This window comes from Sinorhizobium sp. RAC02, from assembly GCF_001713395.1.
Taxonomy (GTDB): Bacteria; Pseudomonadota; Alphaproteobacteria; order Rhizobiales; family Rhizobiaceae; genus Shinella.
In genome coordinates this window covers 2,103,001-2,120,380 of the sequence record NZ_CP016450.1, presented here as the reverse complement: position 1 = coordinate 2,120,380, position 17,380 = coordinate 2,103,001, and the positions used below count along the sequence as shown (strand labels likewise).

General features: G+C 62.6%; 16 protein-coding genes. 6 read left to right on the top strand and 10 right to left on the bottom strand.

Features of this window, described 5'->3' with window-relative positions:
• Positions 1-8: 8 nt before the first annotated feature.
• From BSY16_RS10180 to thrC, 5 genes are all read right to left on the bottom strand, one after another.
• Complete coding sequence (locus BSY16_RS10180) at positions 9-602, bottom strand: GNAT family N-acetyltransferase (RefSeq protein ID WP_069059545.1); 594 nt, start codon at positions 600-602, stop codon at positions 9-11.
• Positions 603-894: 292 nt separating this feature from the next.
• On the bottom strand, positions 895-1,044 hold the full coding sequence (locus tag BSY16_RS10175; protein ID WP_069061486.1) for a DUF1127 domain-containing protein: 150 nt from the start codon (positions 1,042-1,044) through the stop codon (positions 895-897).
• Positions 1,045-1,166: 122 nt separating this feature from the next.
• Entirely contained in the window at positions 1,167-3,341 is a 2,175-nt protein-coding gene (locus tag BSY16_RS10170) for a mechanosensitive ion channel family protein (protein WP_069059544.1), read from the bottom strand.
• Between the two features lie 240 nt (positions 3,342-3,581).
• On the bottom strand, positions 3,582-4,880 hold the full coding sequence (locus BSY16_RS10165; RefSeq protein WP_150129923.1) for a M16 family metallopeptidase: 1,299 nt from the start codon (positions 4,878-4,880) through the stop codon (positions 3,582-3,584).
• A 97-nt stretch (positions 4,881-4,977) separates the two neighbouring features.
• Positions 4,978-6,375, bottom strand: coding sequence for a threonine synthase (gene thrC, locus BSY16_RS10160; RefSeq protein WP_069061484.1), 1,398 nt, complete (start codon positions 6,373-6,375; stop codon positions 4,978-4,980).
• Between the two features lie 325 nt (positions 6,376-6,700).
• On the opposite strand from thrC, the gene BSY16_RS10155 reads away from it, so the two are divergent.
• Positions 6,701-7,255 (top strand): hypothetical protein, encoded by a 555-nt coding sequence (locus BSY16_RS10155; protein WP_069059543.1) that lies wholly within the window; start codon positions 6,701-6,703, stop codon positions 7,253-7,255.
• Between the two features lie 77 nt (positions 7,256-7,332).
• On the opposite strand, the gene BSY16_RS10150 is transcribed toward BSY16_RS10155, so the two are convergent.
• The gene (locus BSY16_RS10150; RefSeq protein ID WP_069059542.1) at positions 7,333-8,022 is read right to left on the bottom strand and encodes an HAD family hydrolase; all 690 of its coding nucleotides are present in this window, start codon (positions 8,020-8,022) and stop codon (positions 7,333-7,335) included.
• 239 nt (positions 8,023-8,261) lie between these two features.
• Between BSY16_RS10150 and BSY16_RS10145 the strand changes: the two genes are divergently transcribed.
• Positions 8,262-9,722 (top strand): calcium-binding protein, encoded by a 1,461-nt coding sequence (locus BSY16_RS10145; protein WP_069059541.1) that lies wholly within the window; start codon positions 8,262-8,264, stop codon positions 9,720-9,722.
• Between the two features lie 84 nt (positions 9,723-9,806).
• Here the strand turns inward: BSY16_RS10145 and BSY16_RS10140 are convergent, their stop codons facing one another.
• Complete coding sequence (locus tag BSY16_RS10140; RefSeq protein ID WP_069059540.1) at positions 9,807-10,484, bottom strand: ArsR/SmtB family transcription factor; 678 nt, start codon at positions 10,482-10,484, stop codon at positions 9,807-9,809.
• Positions 10,485-10,613: 129 nt separating this feature from the next.
• On the opposite strand from BSY16_RS10140, the gene BSY16_RS10135 reads away from it, so the two are divergent.
• Both BSY16_RS10135 and BSY16_RS10130 read left to right on the top strand, forming a co-directional pair.
• Positions 10,614-10,943: an NIPSNAP family protein gene (locus BSY16_RS10135; RefSeq protein WP_069061483.1), complete on the top strand. Its 330-nt coding sequence runs from the start codon at positions 10,614-10,616 to the stop codon at positions 10,941-10,943.
• Positions 10,940-11,287 carry an antibiotic biosynthesis monooxygenase family protein gene (locus BSY16_RS10130; protein WP_069059539.1) on the top strand — a complete coding sequence of 116 codons (348 nt, stop codon included), beginning with the start codon at positions 10,940-10,942 and terminating at the stop codon, positions 11,285-11,287. The genes BSY16_RS10135 and BSY16_RS10130 overlap by 4 nt, the downstream gene beginning before the upstream one ends.
• A gap of 248 nt (positions 11,288-11,535) precedes the next feature.
• On the opposite strand, the gene BSY16_RS10125 is transcribed toward BSY16_RS10130, so the two are convergent.
• On the bottom strand, positions 11,536-13,206 hold the full coding sequence (locus BSY16_RS10125; protein WP_286157117.1) for a vWA domain-containing protein: 1,671 nt from the start codon (positions 13,204-13,206) through the stop codon (positions 11,536-11,538).
• Positions 13,207-13,437: 231 nt separating this feature from the next.
• Here BSY16_RS10125 and BSY16_RS10120 point away from each other — a divergent pair, with 231 nt between their 5' ends.
• Positions 13,438-14,568, top strand: coding sequence for a site-specific DNA-methyltransferase (locus tag BSY16_RS10120; protein ID WP_069059538.1), 1,131 nt, complete (start codon positions 13,438-13,440; stop codon positions 14,566-14,568).
• A 337-nt stretch (positions 14,569-14,905) separates the two neighbouring features.
• Here the strand turns inward: BSY16_RS10120 and BSY16_RS10115 are convergent, their stop codons facing one another.
• Both BSY16_RS10115 and mutY read right to left on the bottom strand, forming a co-directional pair.
• Positions 14,906-15,523 (bottom strand): HAD family hydrolase, encoded by a 618-nt coding sequence (locus BSY16_RS10115; RefSeq protein ID WP_069059537.1) that lies wholly within the window; start codon positions 15,521-15,523, stop codon positions 14,906-14,908.
• Positions 15,520-16,614, bottom strand: coding sequence for an A/G-specific adenine glycosylase (mutY, locus tag BSY16_RS10110; RefSeq protein ID WP_069059536.1), 1,095 nt, complete (start codon positions 16,612-16,614; stop codon positions 15,520-15,522). The genes BSY16_RS10115 and mutY overlap by 4 nt, the downstream gene beginning before the upstream one ends.
• 166 nt (positions 16,615-16,780) lie before the next feature.
• Between mutY and BSY16_RS10105 the strand changes: the two genes are divergently transcribed.
• Positions 16,781-17,302, top strand: coding sequence for a DUF721 domain-containing protein (locus BSY16_RS10105; RefSeq protein WP_069059535.1), 522 nt, complete (start codon positions 16,781-16,783; stop codon positions 17,300-17,302).
• Positions 17,303-17,380: the final 78 nt, after the last annotated feature.

Here is a 17,380-nt window from a genome sequence, read left to right as displayed (position 1 = left end):
GGAACTGCTCACGGCCGCCTGTCGGCTGCCAGAAGCGAAAACATCACGTGGTCGCGCCACTCCCCGTTTATCTTCAGATACTCCCGAAGGTAGCCTTCCTGCTGAAAGCCGGCCTTTTCAAGGAGGCGGATGCTTCTTGTATTGTCTGGAATACAGGCTGCCTCGATACGGTGCAACTGAAGGCTCGAAAAGATATAGGGGATGGCCAGTTTCAGGGCACCATACATATGGCCTTGCCCGGCATGCCGCTCGCCCATCCAGTAGCCGACCATGCAACATTGCGCGGCACCCCGCCTTATATAGCCGACAGTCAGCCCGCCGAGCAGGATGTTTTCCCCACGCTCGAAAATGAGGAGCGGCACGGCCTGGCCGGAGGAAAATTCCTGTTCATTCCGGACGACACGGGCGCGAAAGGAACTCTCGGTCAGCTCATCCCCCCGCCAGGTCGGCTCCCACGGCTCGAGGAATCGTCGGCTTCCGGAGCGCAGGGCATACCATTGGCGATAATCGTTGAAACGGGGAAGGCGCAGCAGGTGGCGATCGCTCGCAAGCTCAACGGTGTCGGACTGCCGCGACAGAAACCGAAAAACCGACCGTGTCATTCAATCCTCCGCGTATGCCGGACCCTGCGGCACGCCTGATGTTCAGAGTATGACAGCGGGTGTGATGGCGTCAAATGGTGTTGCGGGATAAGGCAATGCATCTGCTTACAGGGCGGGGCCGTGTGCAGATCCGTGCACGGTTTCAGCACGGGGAGCATGCCCTGGCAGGGCATCCGGCGCGATGCATGAACCGGCGGGGCAAAACAAAACCCGCCTTGTGGCGGGTTGTTTCATTCTGAACAGGCGCGTCCCTATCGGCGCGCCATTATCATCATGCCTGGCGTGGGCTGTCTCAACCGAATACCAGGAAGCCCTTGACGGCGGACTGGATGTTCGAGCGCGAGATGCCGAGGTCCTGGAGGGCGCGGTCGTCGAGAGCGCTGAGTTCGCGGACGGCACGGCGGTTGGCGACGTTCTTTTTAAGCTTTGCGAAGATGTTCATGGTCAACTCCTTTGGGTTGCCCATTATGTATACGATCTCGAGCTCGGAAAATATGCATATGCTTGCAGCGGAGGCATGCTATTGTTGCATAGCGCCCGCTGCAAGTCGTCAGATACGCGGTCTCAGGCCTCTTCCTCCGAGGCTGCAGGATCCTTTTTCCGGCGCTGGAGATGAACCTGTGCAGCCACGGCTTCGTTTTCCGGGCCGATCGGCAGTGCACCCGTCGACTGGCCGTGGATATGCACCGTGGGCACGGGCAGCTCGATGCCGTTCTGCTTGAAGACCTCGCGAACGCGCAGATAGAACTTGCGCTTCATGCCGAAGGCACCGCCCGGACGCGTCGTCGCCTTGATGCGCAGGACAATGCCGTATTCGCCGAATTCCTGCACGCCCTGCAACTTGATCGGCTCGATGATCCAGGGCTTGTATTCCGGGTCCTCGGCGAGTTCCAGGCCGATCCGCTTGATCAGCTTGCGCGCGAAATCGAGGTCCGTTTCGAAGCCGACGGTGATGTTGAACTTGTCGGTGGCCCAATCGCGGCTTCCGTTGCGCACGGCACCCAGCTCCCCGAAGGGAATGGTGTAGAGCGACCCGCGATGGTGGCGCAGCTTCACGGAGCGCAGCGAGAAGCTCTCGACCGTGCCGCTGAACTTGCCGGTGGAAATGTATTCCCCGACCCGGAAGGCGTCGTCGAGCAGATAAAACACACCGGAGATCACATCCTTGACGATCGTCTGGGCGCCGAAGCCGACGGCAACGCCGACGACGCCCGCGCCCGCGATCAGCGGCCCGATCTGAATTCCGACCGATGACAGCACCATCAGGACCGCCATGACGAGAATGATTGCGAGCATGATGTTCTGGAGGATCGGCAACAGCGTGCGCAAACGCGCCTGCTGCGGATCGAGCACCGGCGCGGCTTCTCCATCGTTCATCGCGACCGGCGCCTGGATGCCGATCTTGCGCTGGATGACTGCCTTGATGATCGACCAGATGAAATCGGCCCCGAGCGCGATGACCGCCGCATTGAGGAGGCCGCGCAAAACGAGGGTCATGCGCGGGCTGGTTTCCGCCATGCTCGACATGTCGAGACCCCACACCTTTGCCAGGAGATAGGCGGCCAGAACGATCAGGCTCAGCCGGATGGCACGATCGACGACCGCGACGGTAACAGCGGGAAGGGGAGGTGTCTTGTTCTCGGCCAACGGTGGCCTCAGCACGTAGTTGACGGCACGCGTCGCCACCACGACGGCGGCTGGCGCGGCAAATGCTGCCAGGACAAACCAGAAGGCCACGTTGGCGCCGCTGACGCGAATGAGAAACAGCAGCACGATATAGACGGTCAGCAGCCAGGACGTCGCCTTGTGGCCGAACATGCCGGGGTGCTCCTGATCCTCGGGCCGCGCCACGGGCCGCTTCCAGATCGCGAGCAACGCGATGACCAGCAGAGCGAGGTCGATCGGGACGGCGAGAGCGAGCACGTCATCCGGCGTGAAGCCGAAGCGCGAACGAAGCGATATCGTCGCCGCGGCGATGGCGACCACGGATGAGAAGATGACGATCCAGCGGTTCCAGTGATCGGCACGGGCATCGCTGATGTTGAAGGCCCGCACTTCCCGCGCGCGCACCACACCCATGAAGGAAGGCAGAAGAACGACCCGCAACACGATGCGGATCGCCCAGATGGCGATGGCGGCCGTCAGATAGGCGAGCACGATCTCGCGCAACAAGGGCGGCCATTCGAACAGCAGAAACGCGCCGGCACTGCCGATCGTAAATGCGCCCAGCATGAGCAGGCCGACCAGAAAACGCCCACCGAACTTACCGACCCTGCCCTGTGGGGTCTCCATGTCCTGCGCGATGACCCAGAGGCGCAGGGGGCGCGCCAGGCGGAAGGCTATATAGGAGAGGACGGCCCCGACGCCGACGAAGAGTGCGATCAGCGCAACGACGCTCAATCCGCCCCTCTCGCCGACATCCTTCATGACCACCTGGCGCACCGTATCGAAGCGCTGCGGCATGAGCGGCCAGGAATGTGCAAGGCGCGTCAGGTGCCCCTTCACGCGCTCAAGCGCAGACGACATCATGCCCCGATCGGTATCGTCCGCGGGCGCGGCTGCGGTCACGTCGCCGGCAGGTGCCTGCGTTCGCCTGGCGGCGAGCCAGTCCTTGACCGTGGGATCATCGAGCAGGTCCAGCAGTTGCTCGACTTTGTCGGGGGCCGGGGGCGACACTTGCGCCAATACCGGCGTTGCCAGGAAATGGAACGCCAGGAGGCTCGCGAGGAGGGCAAGCATTGCCCTTGCCGGCGCCGCCAAAAATCGTTTCCGTGGCCGATCATTCGTGAAGGGTAAGGCGCTTTTCATGGACAGGGCGATCCGCGAGTCATGGATGTTGTAATCCGCAAGGACTCAATGAAAAGCGGCTGTGCGTCAATCGAATATCGCGGACACACCGAAGCGAAACGCCGATCTGGGCGCTTCGCGTAAGTGGTCGCGTGTCAGTCGAAGGTGGGGATGGTCCGGATGAGGCTCAGTTCAGCCCGCCGCGCGCTCCGGCACCGTCCCGCGCGCCAGAGAGCGCGCGATATCGCCGGTGGGCACGAGATGTTCCAGCGGGCCGATCGCCGAGATCGTCGGGGCCGTGTCGAAGAACAGCCGGCCGGCGAGGTCGGTGAGGCGTTCGATGGTGATGCCTTGCAGGCGTTCCATCAGTTCCTCATTGGGGATCGGGCGGCCGTAGAGCATCATCTGGCGGGCGATCTGGCCGGCGCGGGCGGCCGGGCTTTCCTGGCCCATCAGGAGCTGGGCGCGGATCTGCGCGCGGGCGCGCTCGATTTCCTGCTGCTCGATATTGTCCGAGGTTTTTTTGAGTTCGTCGAAGATGACGGGCATCAGTTCCGGCAGGTTCTCGCCGCCGGTTGCGGCATGGATGCCGAAGATGCCGGTATCGGAAAAGCCCCAGTGGAAGGCGTAGATCGAATAACACAGGCCGCGATGCTCGCGCACTTCCTGGAAGAGGCGGGAGGACATGCCGCCACCGAGGATGTTGGCGAGGATCTGCGAACAGTAGAAGTCGCGCGCATGGTAGGCCTTGCCCTCGAAGCCGAGCAGCACCTGCGCATCCATCAGGTCGCGCGTCTCGCGAATGTCGCCGCCGGTATAGCGGGCGGGCTCGAACACCGGCGAGATCTTCGGCGCGGTCGGCAGGGTCGAAAAGCGATCCTCGACCTGGCGCACGAATTCATCGTGGTTCACCGCACCGGCCGCGACGACGAACATGCGGTCCGTCGTGTAGTTGCGGTCGAGATAGTGGCGGATTTCGCCGGGCGAGAAGGAGAGCACCGATTCCGGCGTGCCGAGGATGGCGCGGCCGATGATCTGGTCGCGGTAGGCGACCTCGGAGAACTTGTCGAAGACCACGTCGTCGGGCGTATCGTTCGCCGCGCCGATTTCCTGCAGGATGACGTGTTTTTCGCGGCGCAGCTCTTCTTCGTCGAAGACGGATTCCGTCAGGATGTCGGCGAGGATATCGACCGCGAGCGGAACGTGGTCCTTCAGCACGCGGGCATAGTAGGAGGTGGTTTCCGTCGATGTCGCGGCGTTGACCTCGCCGCCGACATTTTCGATTTCCTCGGCGATCTGGCGGGCGGAGCGGCGGTCCGTGCCCTTGAAGGCCATGTGTTCCAGAAGGTGGGCGATGCCGTGCTCGTCCGTGGTTTCGTTTCGCGACCCGGACTTGATCCACACGCCGAGAGCGACACTCTCCAGATGCGGCATGTTTTCGGTCACCACGGTCAACCCGGAAGCAAGCCGGGTGCACTCAACTTTCATCATGCGCACTTTCTGCGTTTCAGCATGTCCGCTCGCTCGGAGACGGGACATGCCCTCTTGTGATCACACAATCCCTGACGAAACCGCTTCTGGAATTGCTCTAGCCCCGGATTCGCGAATGGTCGCCGATGAAGGCCTCCACGACGTCGAGTTCAGCACTCAGCACGTCAAAACGCTCCTCCCTTTGCATCATGTCAGCAAGCCATGATGGAAGCGCCGGGTCAATACCGCATGCCGATTTTACTGCGGCGGGGAATTTTGCCGGGTGGGCGGTGGCAAGCGTAACCATTGGCGAACCGGGCTTTTCGTGCTTGGCGGCGACGAAAACGCCGACCGCCGAATGCGGATCGAGCAGGTAGCCGGTATCCTTGAGCGTGTCCTTGATCGTCTGGGCGACCTGTTTTTCGGTGGCGCGGCCGGCACGGAACTTCTTGCGGATCGTCTTCAGCGCATGCGCCTCGATTTCGAAGGCGTTGGACTGCTTGAGGCTCGCCATGGCGCGGCGCACCGCGCCCGCATCGCGATCGCTGGCCTCGAACAGCAGGCGCTCGAAGTTGGACGAGATCTGGATGTCCATCGAGGGCGACGTGGTGGCCTTCACGCCCTTCATCTCGTAGCGGCCGGTCTTCAGCGTGCGGGCGAGAATGTCGTTCTCGTTGGTGGCGATGACCAGCTTGTCGATCGGCAGGCCCATGCGCTTGGCGGCATAGCCGGCGAAGATGTCGCCGAAATTGCCGGTCGGCACGGTAAACGAGATCTTGCGGTCCGGCCCGCCGAGTGCCACGGCGCTGGTGAAGTAATAGACGATCTGGGCCATGATGCGCGCCCAGTTGATCGAGTTGACGCCGGAAAGCTTCATCCGGTCGCGGAACTTCGTGTCGTTGAACATCGCCTTCACGAGGTCCTGGCAGTCGTCGAAATTGCCCTGGATGGCCAGCGCATGCACATTCTTCTGCTTGGACGTGGTCATCTGGCGCTGCTGCACCGGCGAGACCTTGCCCTCGGGGAAGAGGATGAAGATGTCGGTGCGCTCGCGGCCGGCAAAGGCATCGATCGCCGCTCCGCCGGTATCGCCCGACGTGGCGCCGACAATGGTGGCGCGCTCGCCACGCACGGCCAGCGCATGGTCCATCAGGCGGGCAAGCAGTTGCATCGCCACATCCTTGAAGGCGAGCGTCGTGCCGTGGAAGAGTTCCAGGACGAAGGCATTCGGCCCGGTCTGCACCAGCGGCGCGATCGCCGGATGGCGGAAGGTGGCATAGGCCTCGTCGATCATCGCGCGGAACTTGTCGGCGGGAATATCACCCTCGACGAAGGGCGTCAGGACGGTAAACGCGATCTCCTGGTAGGATTTGCCACGCAGCGCCCGGATTTCCTTCTTCGAGAAGGTCGGCCATTCGCGCGGCACATAGAGGCCGCCATCGCGGGCAAGCCCCGCCAGAAGCGCATCGGAGAAACCGAGGGAAGGGGCTTCGCCCCGCGTCGAAACATAATCCACGTTCACAGGTCCTTGGAATTGTTGGGATTTGCGGAGGCTCTCGCCCTCCGGTCGTTCGGTCGCTGTGCTGCCATCGTCCGTCCGACCTTACCCGAAAGGCCACGCATACCGCAGGTCTCTTTGCGGCAGATCGTGGCAATGCCGTTGCGTCACGCCCGCGGGACACGGGCTTCTTGGAAATTCTGCGGGCGGTTTCATTCGACAATCGATTTTTCGCCACGCCGCTGCTATAGACCATCGCCTAGGGTCGTGAAAAGACCCGCTAAAAGAGTTCCGAAAGGCTTGGTCGCCGGGGGCGGGGCCTGATCGCAGGGGTACAAGTAACGTGTTTGGACTGAATATCCGCCGCTTTCTCGGCATCTCCCTTCTTGCTGTCGTCGCCGGCTGCAACCAGACCGACAATTCCAACATGGGCGTGACGACCGACCCATCCGGTGTGCAGACCGCACACCAGCAGCAGACCGGCACCGCGGTCGTGCAGGGCTCTTGCCCGCAGGTCTACCTGCGGGATGGCACGGCCGTGCTGCGCCGCTATGCCAAGGGTGCCAAGGACGATCCGCAGAAGCTGCTCTATCAGGTGACGCTTGCCGATTCGACGCGCCAGTGCGTGCTGAACGAAAACCAGCTCGTCGTGACCGTCATGGTGCAGGGCCGCGTGGTCGAGGGACCGGCCGGCACGGGCGGTACTGTCAACGTGCCGATCCGGGTCGCCGCGACGGACGAACAGAAGACGCTCTATTCCGAACTCGTGCAACATTCGGTCGATATCGGGGCCGGCCAGTTCATCTTCACGCAGGCCAATATCGCCTTGCCGGGCGGTTCCGGTGGCTTCACGAAGGTCTATGTCGGCTTCGACGAAGGCCCGTACAATACGAAGTAATTGCTTGAATCAATTCGAAAGAAAGGCCGCGGAAGATAGCTTCCGCGGCCTTTTTCATGTCCTGCAGGTGAAAGCGCTCAGATCGCTTCCTGCCATTCGGCAAGCGCCGTGATGACGCCGGGCAGCTCGCTCATGCGCGAGATCACCGTCTCTGCGCCGGCTTCCGTCAGGCGGTCGGCATGGGAGGGATAGGTGTGCGAGGCGCCGGTAAAGCCGACGACGCGCATGCCGGCGGCGCGCGCACCTGCAATGCCATGCACCGAATCCTCGATGACCAGGGTGTTGGCCGGGTCGGCACCGAACTGCTTGGCGCCATGCAGGAAGATGTCCGGCTTCGGCTTCACGCGGTCCGGCCCGAGATCCTTGGCCGAATAGATATGCGGTGCGAAAACCTGCTTGAGGCCGACCTTCGAGAGCATCATGTCGAGGCGATGCGAGGATGAGTTCGAGCAGATGCAATAGGGCTTGCGGATGCGTGAGAGCATCAGCTTGACGCCGTCGATCACCTTCACCTCGGCGGCAAGCCGCGCATCGAGCAGCTTTTCCGACTTGTCGAGCAGCGAGGCGGAGAGAGGAATGGCGGCCTCGCGTTCGATGCTCAGAAGAATATTGTGCCAGGTCATGCCGGCAAAGCGCTCGCCCATCTCCTCGACGCTGATCGGGTAACCCGCCTCGGTGAGCAGCCGCGATTCCACTTCCGCCGCGATGATTTCCGAATCGACCAGAACGCCGTCGCAGTCGAAGATGATGAGGTCGAAACCGTCCATGTCGTCGTCTTTCCAGATGGGGGGCAAAGGCCCGGCAGGCGCGGCTTCCCTACACGAAAGGGCACGACGCGACAATTGCCAGAATGACAGGGTTGCCTTGTTCGCGACCCTGTGTTGCGAGGCGCGCGCGTGCGGGTTGTATTTTAGCAAAGGACGCTGTTACCTGCGGAACAGGGGGGCTACGGCGCTGCCCTATAGTGCGGGGGCATTGTCAGCAACAGTTCCATCGGGAGATCGACATGGCAAGGGATCCTAAGGGCAAGATCACGGGTACCAATGGCAATGACCTCCTGTGGGGCACGGCGCGCGTTCTGGGCGACGGGACCTACGACAACTTCGTAGATGCCGACAGCGCAAACGTTAAAGGCGCCATTCGCGGTTTCGGCGGCAACGACGTCATCTTCGGCGACATCTACCAGAACCCGAAGGAAACCACCGAAGGCGACGTTGCCTATGGCGGAGATGGCGATGACCGCATCTTCGGTGATACCGGTTTCGACGAGCCCAACTGGCAATACAACGCCAAGGGTGGATCCGACACGCTCTATGGCGATGCCGGCAACGACAGGATTTACGGGCAGGGCGGCCACGACCGGCTCCACGGCGATGCCGGCAACGATCTGCTTGTCGGCGGCACCGGTGGAGATTACCTGTACGGAGGCGCCGGAAACGACGTTCTCTGGGCGGATATCGAGAATGAGACCTATGCCGCGCAGTCGAACAACTATCTCTATGGCGGTACAGGCAACGACCGTCTCTACGGCGGCGCGGGGATCGATGAACTGTACGGTGACGCCGGGACAGATACGCTTTACGGCGGTGCCGGCAACGATGACATGGCCGGTGGCGACGGGGCCGACATCCTCTATGGCGGTGCGGGCAACGATACCCTGGATGGTGCCGATCTGGGCGCCTCGGCCGACGGCGCCGACCGCCTCTATGGACAAGACGGCAACGACACCATGAATGGCGGTGCCGCCAATGACTTTCTGTCCGGCGGCTCGGGCAATGACATCATGGACGGCGGTGCGGGCAACGACACGATGGACGGTGGAACGGGTGCCGACACCTTCGTCTGCGGCGCCGGAAACGACACCTACTTCATCGACAATGCCAATGACAGCTTTCGCTTCGATTATCTCGATTCCGGGACGGACATGGTTCAATCCTCGGTCAGCTGGCGACTTGGCAATTACCAGGAAAACCTCACGCTGACCGGCAGCAGCGCGATCGGCGGCGTGGGCAATGACGGGCGAAACGTCATTCGCGGCAATGCTGCGGCAAATACATTGACCGGCAACGGCGGAGATGACGCCCTCTTCGGGGGCGCGGGCAAGGATGTGATCGTTGGGGGGATCGGCGCGGACGATCTTTCAGGCGGGGCCGACGGCGACACCTTCGTCTTCAGGTCGATCGGCGAATCGACGGTCGGGGGAGCCGGCAGGGACACGATCTTCGACTTCACCAGCGCCGACCGCATCAACCTCTCATCCATCGATGCCAACACGAAGGTTTCGGGCAACCAGGCTTTCGACTTCATCGGCACCCAGGATTTCACGGGCAAGGCCGGCGAACTGACCTACGACAAGATGACATCGGATACCTACATTTATGGCGACGTGAACGGGGACCGGAAGGCGGATTTTGCGATCCATCTGGACGACGCACTCGCCCTTCAGAAAGGGTACTTCGTCCTGTAGGGCGCGAGGCTCCAGGTGTCGCAAAATCAGGGGCGGCCTTCAGGCTCGTCCCTGATTTTGCGCCAAGTCCTCAATGATCATCCATCACGGAAACAGCGCCACGAAGCGTCGTTCGCCCTCCGCCGTGAAGCGGATGGCGCGGCTGTCCTTCTCGCGCTTCGCCCAGCCGTCGGCGATGAAACGGCCGAGCAGCGCTTCGCCAAGCGAGCCGGCGAGATGGGACCGTCGTTCGCTCCAGTCGAGGCACGTGCGGCAGACGGGGCGGCGTTGGGCACGAAGGGCAGGGACGTCGATGCCGATGGCGGCAATGCGGGCCTCGCCGCGTTGCGTCAGCGCGGCATCGTCGCCATCGAGCGTCACGTCGCCGTCCGCCACCAGCCGGTCCAGCATGCGCACGCCAAAATCGCCGGCGAGGTGGTTGTAACAGACGCGCGCCTTGCGCAGCGCCGGGTCCTTCGGCCCCGGACGGGTGCGCAGGTGCCCGCGATTGGCGGCAAACCCCATGATGTTTTCGAGCAGCAGGCCCACCTCGTCGTCGGCGAGCGCAAAATAGCGGTGCCGGCCCTGCTTGCGCTGGGCGATGAGCGCGCCGGCCTCCAGCTTGGAAAGGTGCGAGCTTGCGGTCTGCAAGGTGATGCCGGCGGCACCGGCAAGCTCGGTCGCCGTCAGCGCCTGCCCGCCCATCAAGGCAGTCAGCATGTTGGCGCGGGCGGGATCACCGATGAGCGCGCCGATCTGGGAAATGTCCGGTCCTTCTTTCATACTTCGATGCTAGCCGAAGCATTCGCGTCGAGCAATATGGGAAAACACGTCATCGCAAACGAAGCAATTCCAGCAAAAATGCCTGAGCGGTTTTGCGTCCGGGATTGCTAAACACAAAGAGAGATGATGATGATCACCTGCTTCATCCGCTACGAGATCGATCCCTTCAAGAAGGACGCCTTCGCCACCTACGCCCGCAATTGGGGCCAGGCGATCCCGCGCTGCGGCGCCGACCTGATCGGCTATTTCGGCCCACACGAGGGCTCCGCCACCACCGCCTACGGTGTCTACAACATCGAAAATCTCGCCGCCTACGAGGCCTACCGCGCACGCCTTGTCACCGATCCGCTCGGCCGGGAAAACTACGAATTCGCCAGAAGCGAGCGCTTCATCCTGAAGGAAGACCGCATCTTCCTAAAAAACGTCTCGCTGCCGCACGCACCGAAGGTGACCCCATGATCGCCGTCATCTTCGAAGTGGTGCCGGCCCCTGGCCGCATGGACCGCTATCTCGAAACCGCGCGCGACCTCCGCCCGCTGCTCGACGATATCGATGGCTTCATTTCCATAGAGCGCTTCCGCAGCCTCACCGACCCGACACGCCTGCTCTCGCTGTCCTTCTGGCGCGACGAGGCGGGGGTGAAGGCCTGGCGCACGACCGAAGAACACCGCGCCGCCCAATCCCTCGGCCGCCACGGCGTGTTCGATGCCTACCGGCTGCGCATCGCGAGCGTGGTGCGAGATTATGGGCTGAACGACCGGGATCAGGCGCCGGAGGATAGCCGAAGTTTTCATGCGGCGTAGGAGGAAGAGCGCCGCTCGATATGGGCATGCGAAGACCACGCGTGGCAACCTACCTCCCCCTTGAGGGGGGAGGTCGCCGCGAAGCGGCGGGTGGGGGTGACCGCATCCGCACCGGCGGAACGAACGGAGACGCTGCGTCACCCCACCCCGGACCTACGGTCCGACCCTCCCCCTCAAGGGGAGGGTGGGGCGTTTACAGCCACGGCGATACCAAATGGCCCGCTCGAAGCGCGCCGCTCTGGCGTATCTTACTGCACCGTCACTTCTGACCGCTCCCCGGCTTTGACCGTCGCCTTCGCCTCCTTCGGCGCCACGTCGCCCTCATACTTCACCACGACGACATAGTCGCCGGGCGGGAGCGTCTCCTGGTATTCGGCGCCGTAGTTGGTCGACATGGACTTCTGGTTGCCCTGGATGTCCTTCTTGGCATTGAGGATTTCGATGCTGTAGGCGCCAGGTGCCGTGATCGCCAGCACGCCGGCATTGATGTTGACGACGACCTCCTTCATTTCGCCGGCCTTGAGGTTGAAGGGGATTTCGCCGGTTGCCAGGCCGAGCTTGGCCGTCAGCACATGGTCGCCGGGTGGAACGTCGATCTTCGTGCCGGTGCCGTAGCTGTTGGCGATGCTTTTGCGCGAGCCGTCGATGGCCTTCGTGGCCTCCACCACCTCGAAGAACATATTGCCGGAATCGACCTCCGGCCCGCCTTCCGCATAGATCGCCTTGTTGAGCACGATGCCCGAGCCGATGACGAGATCGCGCTCGATCGTCTCGCCCGCCTTGACGCTCAGGGTTTCCACCACCTTGGCCGGGCCGATGGAACCGTTGAGCTTCACCTCGCCGGCGGAGGCGTAGAATTTTGCCGTGCCGTAATAGGTCGTGGAATAGTCGCCGAAGGCGATTTCGATTGCCGCGTTGGGATCGGCGTCGGCATCTTCAGGTGTGCGCTTCGGCATGATGACCAGCCGGGCCGCATCGAAGTTCACGAAGGGCTTTGCCACTGCGCCGTCCTTCACCTCGAAGGGCGCCTGGCGCTTGATCGAACTCTGCAACGTGGCAACGGCAATGTATTTGCCCGGCGGGTAATTGCCGGAAAACGCGCCCTTGTACTGGCTTTCGATATAGTCGCCGGCAGGCGCCCCGTTCGCGTCCGCCTTGTAGATTTCCCAGAAGACATCGTTGTTGTCGCCAAGCGACGGGCCGCCTTCGGACAGCACGCTGTCGAGCTCGGTGTTGAATTCGATTGCCGGCGCCGGCTCGGGCTCCGCGACCGCCACTTCCTGCACAGGCTTCGACATCGGCGCTTCCGCCACCGTTTCCGTCAGCGCCGCGACGAGCTGTGTCGCGTCGGAGGCCTGGAAGTATTTGCCGCCGGTGTTTTCGGCAAGGCAGGCGACCTGCCTGCCTTCTTCCTCCGTCAAACCGAAGCCGACGACGTGGGTGGTGAAGTCTACCCCCTTGCTTTCGAGCGCCGAGGCAAGTGCGCAGGGATCCGCCTCGCAGGTCTCCAGCCCGTCCGTCACCAGCACGACGGTCGCCTTGTCCTCGGTATATTTGAGGATATCGGCCGCCTGTTCGACAGCGTGCGAAATCGGCGTCTTGCCCTTCGGGCTGAGGCCGGCGACGAAGGAATTGATGGCATCCTCGGTTCCCGCACCCGGCGGCACAGCAAGCTCGATATCGCTGCACGAACCCTTTTCACGGTGGCCATAGACCATCAGGCCGAGCTCCGTTCCGACCGGCACGGATTTCAGCACGGTGCCCAGCGTCTCGCGGGCGAGGTCGATCTTGGCGCGACCATCGATCTGTCCCCACATGGAGCCGGATGCATCGAGCACGATCATCGTCTTGTCGGCGGCGATCGTCTGCGTGGCGGCAAGAAGCCCCGCCAGAAGCATGAAGACGGTCTTCAGTCGCACATCGTTCTCCTCGGTCCCCGGAAAGCCCGGTCGTTCACGCCGGCAGGGGCGCGGCATGTTCATCGAATGACGGACGGGAAGGACCATCTATTCGCGGCTGCTTGAATTCCGTCAAAGGTCCCGCCGCGGAACGAATTTCGCTTTTTCTCCAATCCTTTCAGTCTTTGGTAACCATCTTCGGTAACCATAAGGATCAGTTCAGCCCCGAGTAAGCGTATCAGCGAGTATCAAATGCCATCTGTTCTTTCGCTTGCAGACGTCTCCCGTTCGCCCCGCAAAAGCGGTTGGCTTGACTCGATCATCAAGGGAGATTGCGTTGCAGCCCTTGAGGCCCTGCCGGATCAGTCCGTCGACGTGATCTTCGCCGATCCGCCATACAACCTCCAGCTCGGCGGCATGCTCACCCGGCCGGACCAGTCGCTGGTCGATGCCGTCGATGACGAATGGGACCAGTTCGCCTCCTTCGAAGCCTATGATGCCTTCACCCGCGCCTGGCTGCTCGCCTGCCGCCGCGTGCTGAAACCATCCGGCACGATCTGGGTCATCGGCTCCTACCACAATATTTTCCGCGTTGGCGCCACGCTTCAGGACCTCAATTTCTGGATCCTGAACGACGTCATCTGGCGCAAGGCGAACCCGATGCCGAACTTCAAGGGCCGCCGGTTCCAGAACGCGCACGAGACAATGATCTGGGCGACTCGCGACCCGAAGGCCAAGGGCTATACCTTCAACTACGATGCCATGAAGGCCGCCAACGACGACGTGCAGATGCGCTCGGACTGGCTGTTCCCGATCTGCAACGGCGGCGAACGCCTGAAGGACGCGGACGGCAAGAAGGTGCATCCGACGCAGAAGCCGGAGGCGCTGCTCGCCCGTATCCTGATGGCCTCCTCCAAGCCCGGTGACGTGGTGCTCGACCCGTTCTTCGGCTCCGGCACGACGGGTGCGGTCGCAAAACGCCTCGGCCGCCACTTCGTCGGCATCGAGCGCGAGCAGGCTTACATCGATGCCGCCCGTGAACGCATCGACGCCGTCGAGCCGCTCGGCAGCGGCATGCTTTCCGTGATGACCGGCAAGAAGGCCGAACCGCGCGTCGCCTTCAACACGCTGATCGAAAGCGGCCTGATTGCCCCCGGCACGGTGCTGACGGATGAACGCCGCCGCTACAGCGCCATCGTTCGCGCCGATGGTACGCTCGCCTCGGGCAGCGATGCCGGCTCCATCCACCGCGTCGGCGCCCGCGTCCAGGGCCATGATGCCTGCAACGGCTGGACCTTCTGGCACTATGCGGAAGGTGCCGCGCTGAAGCCGATCGATGCATTGCGCGCCGTCGTGCGCGCCGGCATGGCCGGCATCGAATAGGCCTGTCGCCCACGAAACACGCTTTCTCCAGCCGCGGCCTCCGGTGTTCCCTGCACCGGGGGCTGTGGCTTTTGAGGGGAGGGCGCGCGCGTCATTTGACGGGATCCCCCAACTTCCACAGGCGCGATTCAGGTGATGTTAACCATCAGGCGCTTACTGTGATCTGGTAAACACGTCAGGCCAAGCAACGGAAATCGTTGCGGAAAGCCAGGGCCGATCAACCGGCCGGGCAGGCCGGATATCGCTTTTCCGGTTTTTGTACCTTCAGTCCCGGAAAAGTGAAAACGCCCGGAGCCGCAAAGCTCCGGGCGTTTCGGTTTCAGCAGATGCCCTTCAATCAAAGCGCAATGCCGTGCGCTGCAAGGTCGCTCTTCAGCTTCTCCGGGTCGGTGAACTGGACAGCGTGCCAGCCGGCATTCCGGGCACCCTCGACATTTGCCGCCGCGTCGTCGATGAACAGCGTATGGGCGGGCGAGAGGCCGAAATCGTTGCTGTGCTTCTCGTAGATCGCAAGGTCCGGCTTGATGAGGCCGATCTCCCCGGAAACCGTCACGCCGCGCGGCATGTCGAGGAAGGGGAAGAGCTGGCGCGCTTGCCTGAACGTATCGGCGGCGAAGTTCGTGAGCATGGTCACGTCATGACCTTCGGCGATGAGCGTCTCCATGATCGCGACGCTCTCCACATAGGCATGCGAGACCATTTCGTGCCAGTATCTGCGGAAGGCGCGGATCTGCTCGATGCGGTCGGGATGTTCCGCAATCAGCAGGGCTTCCGCCTCCGCCCAGTCACGCCCGCGGTCCTGCTCGAGGTTCCAGTCGTGCGTGCAGACATTGGCGAAGAACCAGTTGCGCTCGGCATCATCGGGGATCAGGCGGGCGAAAGGGATGTGCGGGTCGTAATGGATCAGCACCTTGCCGATGTCGAAGACGACGTGTCTGATTTCGATGCTGCTCATGCTGTCCTCGTCGTTTGAAACGCGTCGGGTATGGCTTGTTTTATTGCCTTCTTCATGACGGTCGGCAGTGCCTCGCCATCGAGCGTGTCCTTTGCCTGCCACCATCCTTCACCGGCGCCGGCATTCCGCGGCACCTTGGAACGGTAGATGGTGAGGCGCAACTCGAAATGCGTGAAGACATGGGTGACGGTGCCGCAGGCCTGCCAGTTCGCTTGAAACGGTGCGGCATCGGTGCCGGTCTCGCCATCGATGCGCGCCGTCCAGGCGCTGCCCGGCACTTCCGTCATGCCGCCGAGCAGGCCGCTCTCGATCCGCTTGCGCAGGAAAACCGCGCCCGTCTCATCCTCGGCGATGAAGGCGGCACCCAGTCGCACCGGCTTTTCCTTCTTCGCTGCCTTGCGCGGAAACAGTTCGGGGTCTTCACGGCCGAGCACGCGACAGTTCGCATTGAACGGACAGAGCGCGCAGGCGGGTCGCCGCGGCGTGCAGATCGTCGCGCCGAGATCCATCATCGCCTGGGCGAAATCGCCCGGCCGGTCCTCCGGTGTCATGGCAGCGACCAGCGCCCGCATTTCCGGCTTTGCCGCAGGAAGCGGCGTCGTGATGGCATGCAGGCGCGAGATGACGCGCTCGACATTGCCATCGAGCACTGCGCTTTTCCGGTTGAAGGCGATGGCCGCGATCGCCGCCGCCGTATAGTCGCCGATGCCGGGAAGCGCCTTCAGGCCGTCCTCGGTATCGGGGAACACGCCGCCATGCTCGAAGGCGACCGCCTCGGCGCATTTCTTGAGGTTGCGGGCACGTGCGTAATAGCCAAGCCCCGCCCAGGACTTCATCACGTCTTCATTGTCGGCTTTCGCGAGATCGGTGACCGTCGGCCAGCGGGAGGTGAACAGCGCGAAATAGGATTTGACCGCCTGCACTGTCGTCTGCTGCAGCATGACCTCGGACAACCAGATCCGGTAGGGATCGGGTTCGATGCCGCGCGCCGCCATCGGCGGGCTCACCCGCCACGGCAGGTCCCGGTGATGCCGGTCGTACCAGGCAAGAAGCAGGTCGGCGGGCGCCGCTGTCCGGTGGGCTTGGGTCATGATTTGCCTGAACGGGGTCGGAGCGCCTATAACTGGCGGAGTGATCCGCGATCTTCAAGTGCTTCGCGGTAAAAACAGGAATATTTTCCCTGCCGGCAATTCCAGCAAAAGCGCGCAATGCGGTTTTACTCGTGGCGAATTGCCTAACAAGGGGACAAGGTAAAACGTGAACGCCAAAGCCCAAAAACCGAGATACGGCATCGTCCAGATCAGCGAAGTGGCGAACGCGCTGATCGATCCGGTGCTGGCGAAACGCGCCGGCATCAACACGATGCTGCTTGGCTCGTGGGATGAAATTGCCGGTACGCAATTTGCCGATTGCACGCGGCCGGAACGCATTGCCTGGCCGCGCCGCGCCTCGGAAATGACGGGTGAAGGCGGCGGCTACCAGCCGGGTGTATTGACGATCGCCTGCGAGGGCGCACGCGCGCTGTTCCTCAGCCATCAGCAGGGCGAGATCATCCAGCGCATCAACGGCTTCTTCGGTTTTCCGGCGATCAGCCAAATCAAGATTGTGCAGAAACCGGTGGCGGCACAGCCGCGCCGCAAGCCAAAGCCGCGCCCGCTGACCGGCGCGGCAGCCCGCCATCTCGACGATCTGGTCGAGGGCATCGAGGGCGAAGCGCTGAAGGCGGCGCTGAAGCGCCTCGGCACGGCGGTGCTTGGCATGCCCCGAAAAGCGCCGTGAGCAACCATTGAACGGTCACAATTCTTTGAAGTTACTAGCCTTAACTCCGCTTGTTCCTGCCCCAAAGCAGGTATAACG